12 protein-coding genes and 1 tRNA gene are annotated in these 15,136 nt (G+C 71.0%); 10 read left to right on the top strand and 3 right to left on the bottom strand.

All coding sequences use genetic code 11. The annotated features are described in order from the left end of the window. Positions 1 to 131: 131 nt before the first annotated feature. From JIG36_RS49590 to JIG36_RS49580, 3 genes are all read right to left on the bottom strand, one after another. Positions 132 to 204, bottom strand: a tRNA-Arg gene (locus tag JIG36_RS49590). 73 nt (positions 205 to 277) lie between these two features. Beyond that, positions 278 to 2,614 carry a tetratricopeptide repeat protein gene (locus tag JIG36_RS49585; protein ID WP_203383920.1) on the bottom strand — a complete coding sequence of 779 codons (2,337 nt, stop codon included), beginning with the start codon at positions 2,612 to 2,614 and terminating at the stop codon, positions 278 to 280. 52 nt (positions 2,615 to 2,666) lie between these two features. Next, the gene (locus tag JIG36_RS49580) at positions 2,667 to 3,668 is read right to left on the bottom strand and encodes an alpha/beta hydrolase (RefSeq protein WP_203383919.1); all 1,002 of its coding nucleotides are present in this window, start codon (positions 3,666 to 3,668) and stop codon (positions 2,667 to 2,669) included. Positions 3,669 to 3,837: 169 nt separating this feature from the next. On the opposite strand from JIG36_RS49580, the gene ssb reads away from it, so the two are divergent. The 10 genes from ssb (at position 3,838) to JIG36_RS49530 (ending at position 14,848) form a co-directional block, all read left to right on the top strand. Then, positions 3,838 to 4,536 carry a single-stranded DNA-binding protein gene (gene ssb, locus JIG36_RS49575; protein WP_203383918.1) on the top strand — a complete coding sequence of 233 codons (699 nt, stop codon included), beginning with the start codon at positions 3,838 to 3,840 and terminating at the stop codon, positions 4,534 to 4,536. A 271-nt stretch (positions 4,537 to 4,807) separates the two neighbouring features. Then, complete coding sequence (locus JIG36_RS49570) at positions 4,808 to 5,269, top strand: hypothetical protein (RefSeq protein ID WP_203383917.1); 462 nt, start codon at positions 4,808 to 4,810, stop codon at positions 5,267 to 5,269. Between the two features lie 69 nt (positions 5,270 to 5,338). Further along, positions 5,339 to 6,436 carry a cobalamin biosynthesis protein gene (locus JIG36_RS49565; RefSeq protein ID WP_203383916.1) on the top strand — a complete coding sequence of 366 codons (1,098 nt, stop codon included), beginning with the start codon at positions 5,339 to 5,341 and terminating at the stop codon, positions 6,434 to 6,436. Then, a complete protein-coding gene (locus tag JIG36_RS49560) occupies positions 6,433 to 7,968 on the top strand; it encodes a cobyric acid synthase (protein ID WP_203383915.1) in 1,536 nt (511 codons plus the stop codon). Before JIG36_RS49565 ends, JIG36_RS49560 begins: the two co-directional genes overlap by 4 nt. Then, positions 7,961 to 8,563, top strand: a complete 603-nt coding sequence (locus JIG36_RS49555) for a uridine kinase family protein (RefSeq protein WP_203383914.1) — start codon at positions 7,961 to 7,963, stop codon at positions 8,561 to 8,563. Before JIG36_RS49560 ends, JIG36_RS49555 begins: the two co-directional genes overlap by 8 nt. Continuing rightward, positions 8,560 to 9,621: a M48 family metallopeptidase gene (locus JIG36_RS49550; RefSeq protein ID WP_203383913.1), complete on the top strand. Its 1,062-nt coding sequence runs from the start codon at positions 8,560 to 8,562 to the stop codon at positions 9,619 to 9,621. Before JIG36_RS49555 ends, JIG36_RS49550 begins: the two co-directional genes overlap by 4 nt. A 21-nt stretch (positions 9,622 to 9,642) precedes the next feature. After that, a complete protein-coding gene (locus JIG36_RS49545; RefSeq protein ID WP_203383912.1) occupies positions 9,643 to 10,998 on the top strand; it encodes a dipeptidase in 1,356 nt (451 codons plus the stop codon). Positions 10,999 to 11,008: 10 nt separating this feature from the next. Further along, entirely contained in the window at positions 11,009 to 12,490 is a 1,482-nt protein-coding gene (locus JIG36_RS49540) for an FAD-dependent monooxygenase (RefSeq protein ID WP_203383911.1), read from the top strand. A gap of 111 nt (positions 12,491 to 12,601) precedes the next feature. Beyond that, positions 12,602 to 12,898, top strand: a complete 297-nt coding sequence (locus JIG36_RS49535; RefSeq protein WP_203383927.1) for a hypothetical protein — start codon at positions 12,602 to 12,604, stop codon at positions 12,896 to 12,898. A gap of 351 nt (positions 12,899 to 13,249) precedes the next feature. Continuing rightward, positions 13,250 to 14,848, top strand: a complete 1,599-nt coding sequence (locus tag JIG36_RS49530; RefSeq protein ID WP_203383910.1) for an ATP-dependent DNA ligase — start codon at positions 13,250 to 13,252, stop codon at positions 14,846 to 14,848. The last annotated feature ends 288 nt before the right edge of the window (positions 14,849 to 15,136 follow it).

Here is a 15,136-nt window from a genome sequence, read left to right as displayed (position 1 = left end):
GCTCACCATCGACCCCCGACGCGACTACCAGCCCACCGGACGCCCACCCGGACCCACACCCACCAAACAAAAAGCCTGAACCTGCGAAACGCAGGTTCAGGCTATTCCGATGTCCTGAGACATCACAAAAGCGCGCCCGGCAGGATTCGAACCTGCGACCGACGGATTAGAAGTCCGTTGCTCTATCCGCTGAGCTACGAGCGCATGGGGTCCACAGCTTATCTTGCCGAGGGCGCCCCAGGGGGAACCAGCCGTCCGGGGGCGGCGGGCCGAACGGCTATGTTGGCGGAACGTCAACAACTGCGTCAAGCGGATACGGCGGCCGGTGGCGGGCCGCGGCCTCCGTGTCGCCGGCGGCCTCGTGCAACGCGGCCAAACCGGCATGCGCGCGGGCCTGCTCGGAAGGGTCGTCGATCAAGCGGGCCGTGCCCAGAGCGACCGTAAAGGTGGTCAACGCCTCTTCACTCCGGCCCGCCGCGGACAAGGCCTCGCCCCGGCCGTTCAGGGCGCACGTCTGCCCGTAGCGCTCGCCCAGCTCGCCGAAGATCGCTACGGCCTTGTCGTACGAATCGAGCGCCGCCGCGTGGTTTCCGAGCTGGGTGTCGGCGTCGCCCAGGTTGGTCAGCGCCGTGGCCTCGCCGCCGCGGTGGGACAGGTCGCGGAACAGGGCCAGCGCCCGCCGGTGGTGGTCGGCCGCGTCGGACGGGCGGCCCATCCGCAGGTAGACGTCGCCCAGGTTGGTCAGCGTGTTCGCCTCGCCGACGCGGTCGCCGATCTCGGCGAACTGGTCCAGAGCCTGCGCGTGATGCGCCGCCGAGGCCTCATGATTGCCGAACACGTTGTGCACCACGCCCAGATTGCCCAGCGCCCGCGCCTGGCCGCGGCCGTCGCCGAGACGCCGGAACAGGGCCAGCGCCTCGGTCAGCTGTTCCAGCGCCTCGGGGTGCCGGCCCAGCTGCCAGTGCACCACGGCCAGGTTGACCAGCGCGTTCGCCTCCCCGGCAAGGTCGCCGGAACGGGCCGCCGCGTGCCGGGCCTCGGAATGCACCGCGATCGCGTCGGCGGGATAGCCACCGTTGTCGAGATACGTATAGATCGTCGCGGCCAGGCGGACCGCGTATGACGGCCATCCGTTGCGGGCCGCGTGCAGGCAGATGGCCACCAGCGTCGCCCGTTCGGTGTCGAGCCAATGCAGCGCGGCCTTCGGGTCGGAAAGATCCGGCGCCCGTACGGCGTGAGGTTCGAGCTCGGGACGGCGATGCTTCTCGGCCGGGTGCAGAGCGTCCATCGCGGCCGAGGCGGCGTACAGGAAAAGGTCGAAAAGTCTGGTCAGCGCCGCCTGCCGGTCAGCCGGTCGCTCCTCGTCGGCGGCGCGGTCGGCCGCGTACGCCCGCACCAGATCGTGCAGCACAAAACGCCCGGGCACGGGTTGCTGGATCAGGTGTTCGGCCGTGAGACGGCGCAGATGTTCCTCGGTCTCGTCGAGTTCCGCGTCGAGCAGCGCGGCCGCCGCGTACACGTCGAGATCCTGACCCGGATGACCGGCCAGCCGCCGCAGCAGGATCCGCCGGCGCTCAGGAAGTCCCTGCTCGGAAAGCTGCAGAGCCAGCTGTACGCCGTCGTCGATGCGCTGGTTGCGGTGCCGCTCGTCGAGCCGGTCGGCGTGATCAGCCACCGACCAGCCGGGCGTCGCGGCCATCTGACCGGCGACCACCCTCAGCGCCAGCGGCAGATAACCGCACCGTTGCGCGACCCGCTCGACCGCCGCCCGGTCACCCTCCGACGGCGTCGCCCCGGACAGCAGTTCGGACGCCTCCCGCGACGAGAACACGTCGAGGTCGATCCGGGTCGCCGGCCCCAGACCGCTGAGGTCGCGCCGCGACGTGACCAGCGTCAACGCGTCGGGGGTGAGCAGCGGGCGCACCTGCTCCTCGTCGGCCGCGTTGTCGAGGATCACCAGCGCCTGACGGCCGGCGACCTGATCGCGGAACAGCGCCGACCGCGCGTTCAGATCGTGCGGAATCTGCCGGGCGGGCACTCCGAGGGCACGCAGAAAGCCATCAAGCACGGCGCCCGGTTCGGCCGGCGGCTGGCTCTCGTCCGGGTGGAAGCCGCGCAGATCGACAAAGAGCTTCGTTTCCCCCGTACGGCGGTGACCAGCGTGAACGGCGAGCTGAGTCTTGCCCACACCGGCCATCCCAGTGATCACACAGACACCCGCCGCCCGTTCCAGCGAGGCCAGGTGCGGCTCGCGGCCGACGAACGAGTTCGCGTCACTCGGCAGACCGGCCAGGACCCGTACGTTGGCCGCCGCCTCCCGCTCCGCCAGCGTGACCCGGATCGCCTGGCGCCAGCGGGCCAGATAGACGTCGTCGTCGTGCAGCGACGCCACCACGGCGACCACCAGCTCGGGATTGATCCGGCGGCGGCCGTCGCGGAAACAGTCGACGACCGTGCCCCGGCCCGCCGGCGCGAATCCCGCATTGACGCGCCTCGTGATCGTGTCGTACGAGGGATCGCCCGCCCACGCCTTCAGCGAACGCAGGGCGGCGGCCAATTCGTCGAGGCTCCGGCAACCGGCCGGGTCGGGCGGTGGATCGCGCTCCTCGAGCATGCCGGGAACGATAGCAATCCATATGCGGAATCATTCGGATTTTCCCGCTCGGTCAGACCCCCTGCTTATCCTCCGGCGCCGGCGGAACCTCCACCTCCGGCGTTCCCGTGGGCGGCAGGAAAGCGTCGACCCAGCGGGCCAGTTCGCGGAACACCTCGACCCGTACGTCCTTGCCGGAAAGCGTCAGATCGTGCATGCCGCCGTCGAAACGGGCGATCGTGACCCGTGGGCCCAGGCGCGGCGCCCATCGCACGATGTGGTCGACGTCGAGCACGGAATCGGTGGTACGGAGATCGTCGTGCCAGGCGCGACCACGGAACGTACGGGTGGAACAGGCGACCAGAACCGGGGCGTCGATGCCCAGCCCGGCCCGCAACCGCCGCTGACCTCGACGGATCGCCTCGAGCCAGCCGGTCGTGACCGGGAACCCGAGAACCGGCTTCCACGCTAAGTCATACGTCCACTCACCACGGTGGTCGCTGTGCAGACTCTCCCCGTACAGGCCCAGTGACGACATCGGGATCTTCCGGTACGGCGTACGGCGGGTGGCCGCGATCGTCGCCGCCATCAGCGGGCGCCGCACCAGCCAGGGCACGTTGAAATCGAAGAACGGGCTGTTCAGGAAGAGGCCGTCGATGAGGCCCTGCTTCTGCCGCGCGTGTGACCACAACGACGTGATCAGACCACCGGTGGAATGGCCGGCGACCAGCAGCTGGTCGTGGCCGTCCTGCTCGCGGATGATGCGCACCGACTCGTCCAGCTCCGGGAAGTATTCGGTGAGGCTGCGCGCGAAATTCGGCGTCTGATGCGGGAGCAGGCTCCGCCCGTACTTGCGCAGATCGAGGGCGTAGAAATCCCAGCCCCGCTCGACGAAGAAATCGGCCAGATGGGTCTGGAAGAAATAGTCCACGAACCCGTGGACGTATAGAACGGCCCGGCGCGACGGTACGTCGGCCCGCCGCCGCACCAGCGTGGCCACCACCGCGCCTTCGTCGTCGCTGCCCAGCTCGATCGTGTGCCGCTCGTAGGGCGGTCCCAGGACGTCGATCTCCACGCGCCCCAGGCTACCGACCAGTACGCGTTCGCCATATCAGAAATCCTCAGGCCGTGGCCGTTTTCCACAGGCCCGTGGGTTGTCCACAGGCCGCCGCCTGAGATCCCCGCCGCCCCGCCGCCGGGCGCGAAGCTTCTGGCCTCACCGACACAACCTTGGAGGTCACCAAGTGTTCGACACCAACCTCGTCGTCGTGGGCAACGTGCTGGTCGCTCCCGAATGGCGCCGCTTCGAGAACTCCGGCTCGGTCGTCGCCAACTTCCGGATCGCGTCCACCGCCCGCCGCTTCGACCGCGAGATCAACGACTGGGTCGACGGCAACAGCCTGCGCATCCGCGTGACGGCCTGGCGCCGGCTGGCCGAGGGCGTGATCTCGTCGCTCTCGGTCGGCGACCCCGTCATCGTCTACGGGCGGCTCTACACCCGCGACTGGAAGGACGACAACGGCAACAACCGCATCTCGTACGAGATGGAGGCGTATTCGATCGGCCACGACCTGGCCCGTGGCCGGGGCCGGTTCACCCGCAACCGCACGACCCCCGACCAGGGTGCGGGCGCGATCGACGAACAGGTCTTCGTGGGTGGCGAGCCCACGATGCCGGTGCCGATCGAGGATGCCCCGTCCTTCTTCGGCGAGGGTGTGCCGTCCGAGGAGGCTCCCGCGTTCGCCGAGATCGAGGCGGCGGCCAAGTCGGACGAGTCGCCCTCCGATGAGTCGCCTTCTGGTGAGTCGTCTTCCGACGAGTCGCGTTCCGGCGAGTCGCCGACCGACGAGGAGATCGCTCTCGAGGTCGAACGTCTGACCGCGGCCGAGCCCACCCCGTCCCGCCGCACCCGCCGGAGCCGGAAGGAGCCCGTCGCCGCCTGACGCCGTTTCCCTGGTCCGGCCGTCGCGCGGCGGCCGGACCACCCCCTGGACGCACGCCGCCCGTCATCGAGTTCGCGTAGCGGCTTGACTTGGCGTTTTGGAGTAGGACCAGGTCACGCTGCTGTTGATCTCAAGTGCCAAGGGGCCTGTGTCCAACGTACGGCTGACACGACCCCCCGTATGGGGTGGTCCGATCGTGCCCGTCTATTGGGCCGCCCGGCCGACCTGCCCGGTTGGTCCCCGGAGGGGGTGGACCGGCAGACTGGGTCGCGTGCTGTTGAAGGAGATCCGCGCGATCGCGGGCGAGACACTGGTGCTCGCGCCGCACGACCAGGACACCGAGACCGCCAACACCAGCTGGTTCGGCGCTCCGCCGCACGAGCGCATGGGCCTGTCGGCCGAGGAGGTGGTCAACGCCTTCGAGGAGACGGTCGAGCAGTTACGGGGGCAGGTGGCCGCCATGGCGCACGCCGGGCCGGCGACGTTCTATGTGTGGCACGACCTGCAGGCGGGGCAGTTGCGCTGCTCGACGGCGTCCCGCGGGCGGGACGAGCTGCCGTTCGTGGAGCCCTACAAGGCGACGGACGATCTGCAGGCGATCGTCGTCGAGTTCCTGGAGGACCGCGCACCGGGCGCGATCGTCTGGGGCGAGTTCGACCCGGTGCCGATCCCGGACGGCCCGGTGCCCGGAACGCCGGAAATCCCGGTATGGGTCTGCGACCTGCGTACATGATCGTGTAGTCGAACCCATTCGATCTTCGAAAGGAACCAAGGCGTGGCGGGGGCGGGGGCGGGGCCCTGGTTGGGGGCTCGGAAAGGGCGCGCGGCCCGCTCGGCTGGATCTTGGGTCGGCGCGGCGGCTACGGCGGCGGGCACCGCGGTTGGGGCGGCGGCTACGGCGGCGGGCACTGCGGTTGGGGCGGCGGCGCGGGCCTGGGGGCGAGCCGCGGGACGGGCCGGCACGGCGGACGCGGCGGGACTGGCGGCCGGCTATCTGCTCGACTCGGTCTTCGGGGATCCACGGCGGTTTCATCCGGTAGCCGGATTCGGGACGGCGGCCTCGGCCCTCGAGAAGCGGATCTATCGGGACAACCGCTGGTCGGGGGCGGCCTTCACGGCGCTTGCGGTGGGGGTGCCGGCCCTGGCGGGTGTGGCGGCGGCCGCGGCCACCAAGCGGGCGCCGCTCGCGCGGACCGTGCTTGTGGCCGGTGTGACCTGGACCGTTCTGGGTGGGCGGACCCTCCGGCGGGAATCCCGGACCATGGCCGGGCACCTGGACGGCGGTGATCTCGCGTCGGCGCGGGGGCGCCTCAATCATCTGTGCGGGCGGGATCCCTCGGGGCTCGACGAGGCGGAGCTGGCCCGGGCCACTGTGGAGTCGGTGGCCGAGAACACGTCGGATGCCGTTGTCGCACCGCTCTTCTGGGGTGGGGTGTTCGGGCTGCCGGGGCTGCTCGCCTATCGGGCCGCCAACACCCTCGACGCGATGGTGGGGCACCGGTCGGCGCGGTATGCGCGGTTCGGGACGGCGTCGGCCCGGCTGGATGACGGGCTCAATCTGCTGCCCTCCCGGCTGACGGGTGCGCTGACCATCGGAGCGTCGCCGGTGGCGGGTGGGTCACCTCGGGAGACGGCGCGGGTCTGGCGCCGCGACCGCAACGATCACCCCTCGCCCAATGCGGGGCAGTGTGAGTCGGCGATGGCGGGGGCATTGGGCGTACGGCTGGGGGGTCGCAACGTCTATTTCGGACGCAGCGAGACCCGGCCGTTCCTGGGGGACGGGCCCCGGCCCTCGGCCGCTCACCTGCGGCGCGCCGCCCGCGTGTCGGGCACGGTCGGAGTCGCCGCCGCCGGGATCGCGGCCGGGATCGCGCTGCTGCGGGGAGCCGCGCGCCGATGAGCGGGGGACTGCTCGTCGCGGGCACGACCAGCGACGCCGGTAAGAGCATCGTCACGGCGGGTATCTGCCGGTGGCTGCACCGCAACGGCGTCAAAGTGGCCCCGTTCAAGGCCCAGAACATGTCGAACAACTCGGTCGTCGTGGTCGGACCGGACGGCCGCGGCGGGGAGATCGGCCGCGCCCAGGCCATGCAGGCGGCCGCCGCCGGTGTGGTCCCTGACCTGCGCTTCAACCCGGTTCTGCTCAAGCCGGGCAGCGACCGTTCCAGCCAGGTCGTGCTGATGGGTCAGGCCGTCGACACGGTTATGGCCGGCAACTACCGGTCGATCAAGCCACGGCTGGCCGAGGTCGCGTACGCCGCGCTGGCCGAGTTGCGAGCCGAGTACGACGCCGTGATCTGTGAAGGGGCGGGCAGCCCGGCCGAGATCAACCTGCGGGACGGCGACTTCGTCAACATGGGTCTGGCCCGGCATGCCGGCTTCCCGGCGATCGTCGTCGGTGACATCGACCGCGGTGGGATCTTCGCCGCCTTCCTCGGAACCGTCGCGCTGCTCAGCGCCGAGGACCAGGCGCTTGTCGCGGGGTTCGTGGTCAACAAGTTCCGGGGCAGCCTGCCGATTCTCCAGCCGGGGCTCGACATGATCACCGCCACCACCGGACGGCCCGTGCACGGTGTGCTGCCGTTCCACGAGGGCGTCTGGGTGGATGGCGAGGATTCGCTGGCCTATCAGAATGTGCTTGGGCGCGCGAAAAACCCGTACGGGAAAGAATGGCTCCGGGTTGTTGTCGTGCGGCTGCCCCGAATCTCGAACGCGACCGACGCCGAGGCGCTGGCGGCCGAGCCGGGGGTGCGCGTCCGCCTGAGCGTCGATCCGGCCGAGATTCTCGACGCCGACCTGGTGGTGATCCCGGGTTCGAAGGCGACCGTCACCGACCTGGCCTGGCTGCGCGAGACCGGTCTGGCCGACGCGATCGCCGTGCACGCCGCCGCCGGGAAACCGCTGCTCGGCATCTGCGGCGGCTTCCAGATGCTGGCCGAGACGATCCACGACGAGGTCGAGAGCGGCCGGGGGACCGTACGGGGAATGGGTCTTCTGCCCCTGGAGATCGCCTTCGAGAAGATCAAGACGCTCGCGCGCCCGCGCGGTGAGGCGCTCGGCGCGCCCGTCTCGGGTTACGAGATCCACCACGGCGTCGTCTCCCGATCAACAACAAAACCGCTGCTCCGGTACGCCGATGGGCGGCCCGAGGGTGCGATCGAAGGCAACATTTTCGGCACCCACTGGCACGGCGCTTTCGAGTCCGACGAGTTCCGCCGCCGGTTCCTCACGCTGGCCGCGCGTCAGGCGGGCCGGCATGGCTTCACCGTGGCTCCGGCAACCCGGTTCTCCGCCGTACGGGATCAGGCCCTTGACCTGCTGGGCGATCTGATCGAGGAGCATGTCGACACGGCCGCGCTCCGTTTTCTGATCGAGAACGGACCGCCGCCGGGGTTGCCGTTCCTGCCGCCGGGGGCGCCGACGCGTGCCTGAGCAGCGGTTCGACGACCTGGCCGCTTCCGTGACGGGGCTCGAACCCCGGCTCGGCGGGACGCGCCTGATCGCCGTGGACGGGCCGAGCGGCGCGGGCAAGACGCGGTTCGCCGACGCGCTGGCCGACGCGCTCGGCGCCCCGGTCGTGCACACCGACGACCTGCTCAATGGCTGGGACGACCAGTTCATGTTCTGGGCGCGGCTGGAAGAAAAAGTGCTCGATCCGCTGAGGAAAGGGCGGGCGGCGACCTATCGGAGCTTCGACTGGGAAAAGGGTGATTTTTCCGGTACGCCGATCGTGGTGCCACCCGTCGCGGCCGTCGTGCTGGAGGGTGTCAGCGTGGCGCGGCGTGAGATTCGTCCCGAACTTTCCTTCGTCGTGTTCGTCGACGCCCCGGCGCGACTTCGCTGGGACCGCGCGATCGCCCGCGACGGGGACGACAGTGTTGCGTATCGGAAGTACCTTGGGCGCTGGCGGGCCGCCGAGGACGCGCACTTCGCCGTGGACGAGACGGCCGCGTGCGCGGATCTGATCGTCGACGGTGCGCACCAGGCCGTGCAGGGTTATTTCCTCTCGAAGGGACTTCCACGATGACCGACGAAGAGAACCGCCCGGTACGCCGGCGGGTCACCTTGACCGGCATCAGCTCGCGGGCCTGGGAACACCCCGCCGACCGGGGCGCGCTGACCGCCCTGCGCGAGCTGCGCGGCTTCGACGACGTGGTCAAGACGTTCTTCGGCATGTGGAACGAGCGCGGCTTCCGGCTGCAGTTCCTGGCCGGGGCGATCCGCGTCGACCACCGGCAATACCCGCGGGTCTACCAGCGCTTCACCGAGGCCGCCACCACCCTCGACGTGGTCGAGCTGCCCGAGCTCTACGTCACTCAGGACCCCATCATCAACGGGTCCGCGATCGGCCTCGACAAACCGTTCATCGTGGTCACGACCGGCGCTCTCGAGCGCCTGGACGACGATGAGTTGCGCGCGATGCTCGGCCACGAGATCGGCCACGTCCGCAGCGGCCACGCGGTCTACAAGACGATCATGATGATCCTGACCCGCTGGGCCGCCAACCTGAGCTGGCTGCCGGTCGGCGCCATCGCGCTGCGGGCGATCATCGCGGCCATGTTCGAGTGGTGGCGCAAGGCCGAGCTGTCGGCCGACCGCGCCGGGCTGCTCGCCGGGCAGGACCCGGCCGCCTCGACCCGCCTGCTGATGAAGCTGGCCGGCGGCGGCGACCTCTCGCAGATCGACACCGCGGCCTTCCTCGAGCAGGCGGCCGAGTACGAGAGCGGCGGCGACCTGCGCGACAGCATCCACAAGATCGGCATGACGGCGTGGAGCACCCACCCCTTCCCGGTCGCCCGGGCCGCCGAACTGCGCAAGTGGATCGACTCCGGGGCGTACGCGGAAATTCTCGGCGGCGACTACCCGCGCCGCGACAGCGACGGCGACGCCTCGGTCACCGACGACGTCAAGGCGGCCGCCAACTCGTACCGCGAAACGTTCAACAATTCGCAGGATCCGCTCGTCGGACTGCTCCGCAAGCTCGGTGACGGCGCCGCTGACCTGGCCGGATCGGCCGCCCGGGGTGCCCGCGGGTGGATGGGTGACGCGTCACGCCGTGGTCGTCAGGACAACGACGACAACTGAACGAGCCTTAGGATCACTCATATGACGTTGAGTGAGACCGATCTGCGCGCCGCGATCGCGCGGGAGATGCCCGGAGTCCGTGCCGACCTGGAGCGGCTGGTCCGCATTCCGGGCATCGCGTTCGAGGGCTTCGACCACTCCCACGTCGAGCGGTCGGCCGAGGCGGTGGCCGAGCTGCTGCGCGGCTGCGGCCTCGACACGCAGATCGTGAAGCGCGGCGGCCAGCCCGCCGTGATCGGTCGCCGGGCCGCCCCCGAGGGCGCGCCGACCGTGCTGCTCTACGCCCACCACGACGTGCAGCCCGCGGGTGACCCGGCGCTGTGGACGAGCGACCCGTTCGAGCCGGTCGAGCGTGACGGCCGGCTCTACGCCCGCGGCGCCGCCGACGACAAGGCCGGCGTGATGGCCCACGTGGCGGCGTTGCGCGCGTTCGGCGACCAGCTGCCGGTGGGCGTGGTGGTGTTCGTCGAGGGCGAGGAGGAATACGGCTCCGACTCGCTCGACGCGATCATCGAGGAGTTCCGCGACGAGCTGCGCTCCGACGTGATCGTCATCGCCGACTCCGGCAACTGGGACATCGGGCAGCCCGCCCTGACCACCTCGCTGCGTGGCCTGGTCAACCTGTTCGCCGAGGTCAAGGTGCTCAAGAGCGCGGTGCACAGCGGCATGTTCGGCGGCCCGGTGCCCGACGCCCTGACCACCCTGGCCCGCCTGCTCGCGACCCTGCACGACGACACCGGCGAGGTCGCGGTCGACGGGCTGGTCGGTCGTGAGGGCGCGAGCGTCGACTACCCGGCCGACCGTTTCCGGCACGAGGCGGGCATGCTCGACGGCGTCGAACTGGTCGGCCAGGGCACCATCACCGACCGCATCTGGACCAAGCCGTCGATCTCGGTGCTCGGCATCGACGCGCCGCGCACGTTCGAGGCCGCCAACGCACTGCAGCCTGCGGCCAAAGCCAAGATTTCCGTACGGCTGGCTCCCGGCGACGACCCCAAGTCCGCGTACGCGGCGGTGCGCGCCCACCTCGAGAAGCACGTGCCGTGGGGCGCTCAGGTCGAGGTGACCCTGGAGAGCGACGGCTCGCCCTGCGTGATCGACGCGACCGGTCCGGCGTACGAGGCCGCGCGCGCCGCCTTCCGCTCGGCGTGGGACGGCACCGCCCCGGTCGACATGGGCGTGGGCGGCTCGATCCCGTTCATCGCGACCTTCCAGGAACTGTTCCCGCAGGCCGCGATCCTGGTCACCGGCGTGGAAGACCCGTACTCGGGCGCCCACGGCCCGGACGAGAGCCTGCACCTCGGCGAGTTCGAACGCGTCTGTGTCGCCGAGGCCCTGCTCCTCAAGAACGTGGCGGAGTCTCTTTCGACGAAGTAAGGGGCGGCCGATGGCCGAGCTGTCGTGTGACGTGCTGGTGGCGGGCGCGGGTCCGACCGGGCTCATGCTCGCCAACTGGCTGGTCAAACTCGGGGTCGACGTGATCGTCGCGGACGGCAAGGAAGGGCCGACGCGCGAGTCGCGGGCCCTGGTCGTCCAGGCCCGCAGCCTGGAGATCTACGACCAGCTCGGTCTCGCCGACCAGGTGCTCGACGCCGCCAGCCGGGCCGACGCGCTCGCACCCGGCTTCGGCGACCGGGCGTTCGGGCGCATCCCGCTCGGCCCGCTCGGCGGCGACCGCACGCCCTATCCGTACATCGAGATCCTCGAGCAGAGCCGCAACGAGGAGATCCTCTACGAGAACCTGCAGAAACTCGGCGCCGACGTGCGCTGGGAGACGCCGGTGACGGCGGTCAAGCAGGTCGAGAACGGCATCGAGGCCAAGGTCGGCAACGACACCGTCCGGGCCCGCTTCTGCGTGGGCTGCGACGGGTCGAACTCGGCCGTCCGCAAGGCGCGGCGCATCGCCTTCGAGGGCATCACCAACCCCCACCAGTTCTACGTGATCGACGCGCTCGGGGTGGCCGGCCTGGTCGAGAACGCGATCAACGTACGAGCCGGGAGCTCCGACTTCCTGCTCGGCTTCCCGATGCGCGGCCGGCACGCGTGGCGCCTGATCGGCCTGGTCCGCGACGAGGACGGCGACGGCCGCCTCACCGAGGAAGACGTGCGCCCCAAGATCAAAGACTTCGCGGTCACGTACGCCGAGTCGCGCTGGTTCGCCACGTACAAGGTGCACCACCGGGTGGCGGCGACGTTCCGTGACGGGCCTTTCCTGCTCGCCGGTGACGCCGCCCACGTGCACTCGCCGGTCGGCGGGCAGGGCATGAACACCGGCCTGCAGGACGCCCACAACCTGGCCTTCAAGCTGGCCGACGTGCTGCAGGGACGCCGCAAGGACGCGTGGCTCGACCGCTACGACGCCGAGCGCCGTCCGGTGGCCCGCACACTGGTGAGCACCACCGACCGGATCTTCGGGGCGGTGACCTCGCAGCGGCCGATGACCCGGGCGTTGCGCCGCCTGGTCGTGCCGCTGATCGCACCCCTCGGCGTCCGGTTCGTTCCCCGCGGGTCGGGCGGGTCCCGGCTCTTCCAGTACGTCTCGCAGATCCGCATCCACTACTGGATGACGCCGAACGCGCAGGCCGCGGCCGGTGGGCGACGTGATCCCGTGGTCGGGCGGCGGCTGCCGTGGGCCGGGGGCAACTTCGCGGTGCTGCGCGATCTCAAGTGGCAGATCCATGCGTACGGGGGAGTGGCCGCCACGGATGTCCCCGACCTCGGTGTGGCGGTGCACGTCTTCGCGCCCGCGCCCGAGCCGACGGGTCTTCGGGCGGGGCGGCTCTATCTGGTGCGGCCTGACGGGTTCGTCGCCGCCGAGGCCGCTGTGGACGAGGCCGCCGGGGTCTTTCCCGCACTGATGCGGAGCTGAGTTCGGTCCGCCACTCTGCGTCTTACCGCTGGTCACGCTGCGTTTCTGTCTGGCTGGTCACGCAGAGCAAGTTGGTGCGGGGCGCCGTCGCGTCCTGTTAGGATATCGAACATGCGTTCGAACGATGTGCCCGCCTCGGTGTCCCTGGTGGTGCGACCCAAGCTGGCCGCGCCGCGCAACACAATCGATCGCCTGCGCTCCCACGACCGCCTCGAGTCCATCGCCCGCCTGCGGGCGGCCGTCCGGGCCATGGACGGTGTCGACGTCTCGGACTGGGACGACGGCGCGCTCACCGACCACCTCGAAGACCTCTCGGCCACGTTGTGCGCGATCGACGCCCAGGTGGCTCGCGTGGCCGACGCGGTCCGCGCCCGGGGTTTCCGCATCTCCGAGCCGAAAGCGGCCTGACCCGCAGCGACCTTCCGCTGGTTCGCGTGCTGCTTCTCTCCGTCGCCGCTGGTCCGCGCGGGCTGGCTCGGCTTTCCGCTCTTCCTTGCCAGACTTCCGCTGGGCGCTGGGCGCTGGGCGCTGGGCGCTGGGCGCTGGGCGCTGGGCGCTGGGCGCTGGGCGCTGGGCGCTGGGCGCTGGGCGCTGGGCGCTGGGCGCTGGGCGCTGGGCGCTGGGCGCTGGGCGCTGGGGTGATCTCCGGCGCCTTGCTCGCGTTGGATTCTGGCTTCGGCTGTCGCTGCGGGGCGAGAGGTGCAGGTCGGGGGTGGTTCTCGGGCGGAAAATGTCAGGGGGTGCTGCCAGGATGTGGGAGTGCGATTCCTTGACCTGGCGGCGACCTCGGCGGCCGTGGCGGCGACCTCGGGGCGCAAGGCGAAGATCGAGCTGCTGGCCGACGCGCTGCGCCGGCTCGACCCGGATGAGATCGCGCCCGGGTCGGCCTATCTCGCCGGTGAGCTGCGGCAACGGCAGACCGGCGTGGGCTATGCCAGCCTGCGTGAGCGTCCGGCGCCCGCGGCCGAGGCCAGCCTCACCGTGGGCATGGTCGACGCGCTGATCGCTGACATCTCCGTGGTGGCCGGGGCGGGTTCCCAGGCCAAGCGGCGCGAGCTCGTCGCCGCCCTGTTCGGCGCGGCCACGGCCGACGAGCAGCGGCTTCTGGTCGGCCTGTTCAGCGGCGAGCTCCGCCAGGGCGCCCAGTCCGGGCTGCTGGCCGACGCCATCGCCAAGGCGGCCGGGGTGCCGCTCACCGCGGTCCGGCGGGCGCTGCTGCTGTCGGGCGATCTCAAGCAGGTCGCCGTCGCCGCACTCGCCGGGGGCGCCGCCGCGCTGGCCGAGATCCACCTGCGGGTCGGCACCCCGCTCACGCCGATGCTGGCTCAGAGCGCGCCCGACGTCGGCGCCGCGCTGCTGGCGACCGGATCGCCGGCAACCGTCGACGTGAAACTCGACGGCATCCGCATCCAGGTTCACCGCTCCGGCGACGAGGTGGCCGTCTTCACCCGCAGCCTCGACGACATCACGGCCCGCATGCCCGAGGTGGTCGAGGCCGTCCGCAAGCTCCCGCTGCGCGAGGCGGTGCTCGACGGCGAGGCGATGACTCTCGACGCGTCCGGTCGCCCTCGGCCGTTCCAAGAGACGTCGAGCCGGGCCGCCACCCGCGGAGCCGCCGCCACCCGCGGAGCCGCTGCGGGCCGGCAATCCGCGCCCGCCGCGGGCCGCAAGTCTGCCTCCGCCGCGGCCGACCGTCTCGCCCTCGTGCCGTTCTTCTTCGACGTGCTCCACCTCGACGGCACCGACCTGCTCGACGAGCCGGGCCGCGTGCGCTGGCAGGCGCTGGCCGAAGCCCTGCCACCCGAGTTGATCGTCGGCCGCACCACCGTGACCAGCGAGGAGGAGGCCGCCGCAGCCTTCGCCGCAGCGTTGGCGGCAGGCCAGGAGGGCGTGGTCATCAAGGCCGCCGAGGCCCCCTACGACGTGGGCCGCCGTGGCTCGGCCTGGGTCAAGGTCAAACCCCGCCACACTCTCGACCTCGTCGTGCTGGCCGTCGAGTGGGGTCACGGCCGTCGCAAGGGCTGGCTGTCAAACCTGCACCTAGGCGCCCGCGATCCCGAAACGGGCGGGTTCGTCATGCTCGGCAAGACGTTCAAGGGCCTGACCGACGAACTGCTCCGCTGGCAGACCGAACGCTTCCAGGAACTGGCCACCGGCGACGACGGCTGGGTCGTGCGTGTCCGCCCCGTCCAGGTGGTCGAGATCGCTTTCGACGGCGTCCAGACCTCCCCGCGCTACCCAGGCGGCGTCGCCCTCCGTTTCGCCCGCGTCCTGCGCTACCGAGACGACAAGCCCGCCGCCGAGGCCGACACCATCGACACCGTCCGCGCGATCGGCGGCCACACCCCACCCGAGTAGCGTTCCGCCTGACCCCGCACCCCGGAGCTCGGGCCGCGAGCGCTGGATCAATCCTTGTGGGCTCGGTCGGCGTCGGAGACGCGGTCACCCTTCGCGGCCGCTGCTGCGGCGCGCTTGCGGTCGGCCTCCTCGACGCGGTCGCCTGACGTCTTGACGGCCGCGGCGCGACGCCGGTCAGCCTCCTCCACGCGGTCGCCCGAGGGGGCGGCGCGACGACGGTCGGCCTCTTCCACCCGGTCGCCGGAAGCGGCGGCGCGGCGCCGGTCGGCCTCCTCGACGCGGTCGCCG

Origin of the sequence: Paractinoplanes ovalisporus (genome assembly GCF_016834655.1) — a bacterium.
In the GTDB taxonomy this organism is placed as follows: domain Bacteria; phylum Actinomycetota; class Actinomycetes; order Mycobacteriales; family Micromonosporaceae; genus Actinoplanes; species Actinoplanes ovalisporus.
The sequence above is the reverse complement of the archived record's forward strand: the minus strand, read 5'-3'. Positions and strand labels throughout refer to the sequence as shown.

What these genes read in the sequence shown, in the direction of transcription:
- JIG36_RS49585 (WP_203383920.1), bottom strand. Translation starts at nt 2,614, where the DNA reads ATGCTCGAGGAGCGCGATCCACCGCCCGACCCGGCCGGTTGCCGGAGC.
- JIG36_RS49560 (WP_203383915.1), top strand. Translation starts at nt 6,433, where the DNA reads ATGAGCGGGGGACTGCTCGTCGCGGGCACGACCAGCGACGCCGGTAAG.
- JIG36_RS49550 (WP_203383913.1), top strand. Translation starts at nt 8,560, where the DNA reads ATGACCGACGAAGAGAACCGCCCGGTACGCCGGCGGGTCACCTTGACC.
- JIG36_RS49545 (WP_203383912.1), top strand. Translation starts at nt 9,643, where the DNA reads ATGACGTTGAGTGAGACCGATCTGCGCGCCGCGATCGCGCGGGAGATG.
- JIG36_RS49540 (WP_203383911.1), top strand. Translation starts at nt 11,009, where the DNA reads ATGGCCGAGCTGTCGTGTGACGTGCTGGTGGCGGGCGCGGGTCCGACC.
- JIG36_RS49535 (WP_203383927.1), top strand. Translation starts at nt 12,602, where the DNA reads ATGCGTTCGAACGATGTGCCCGCCTCGGTGTCCCTGGTGGTGCGACCC.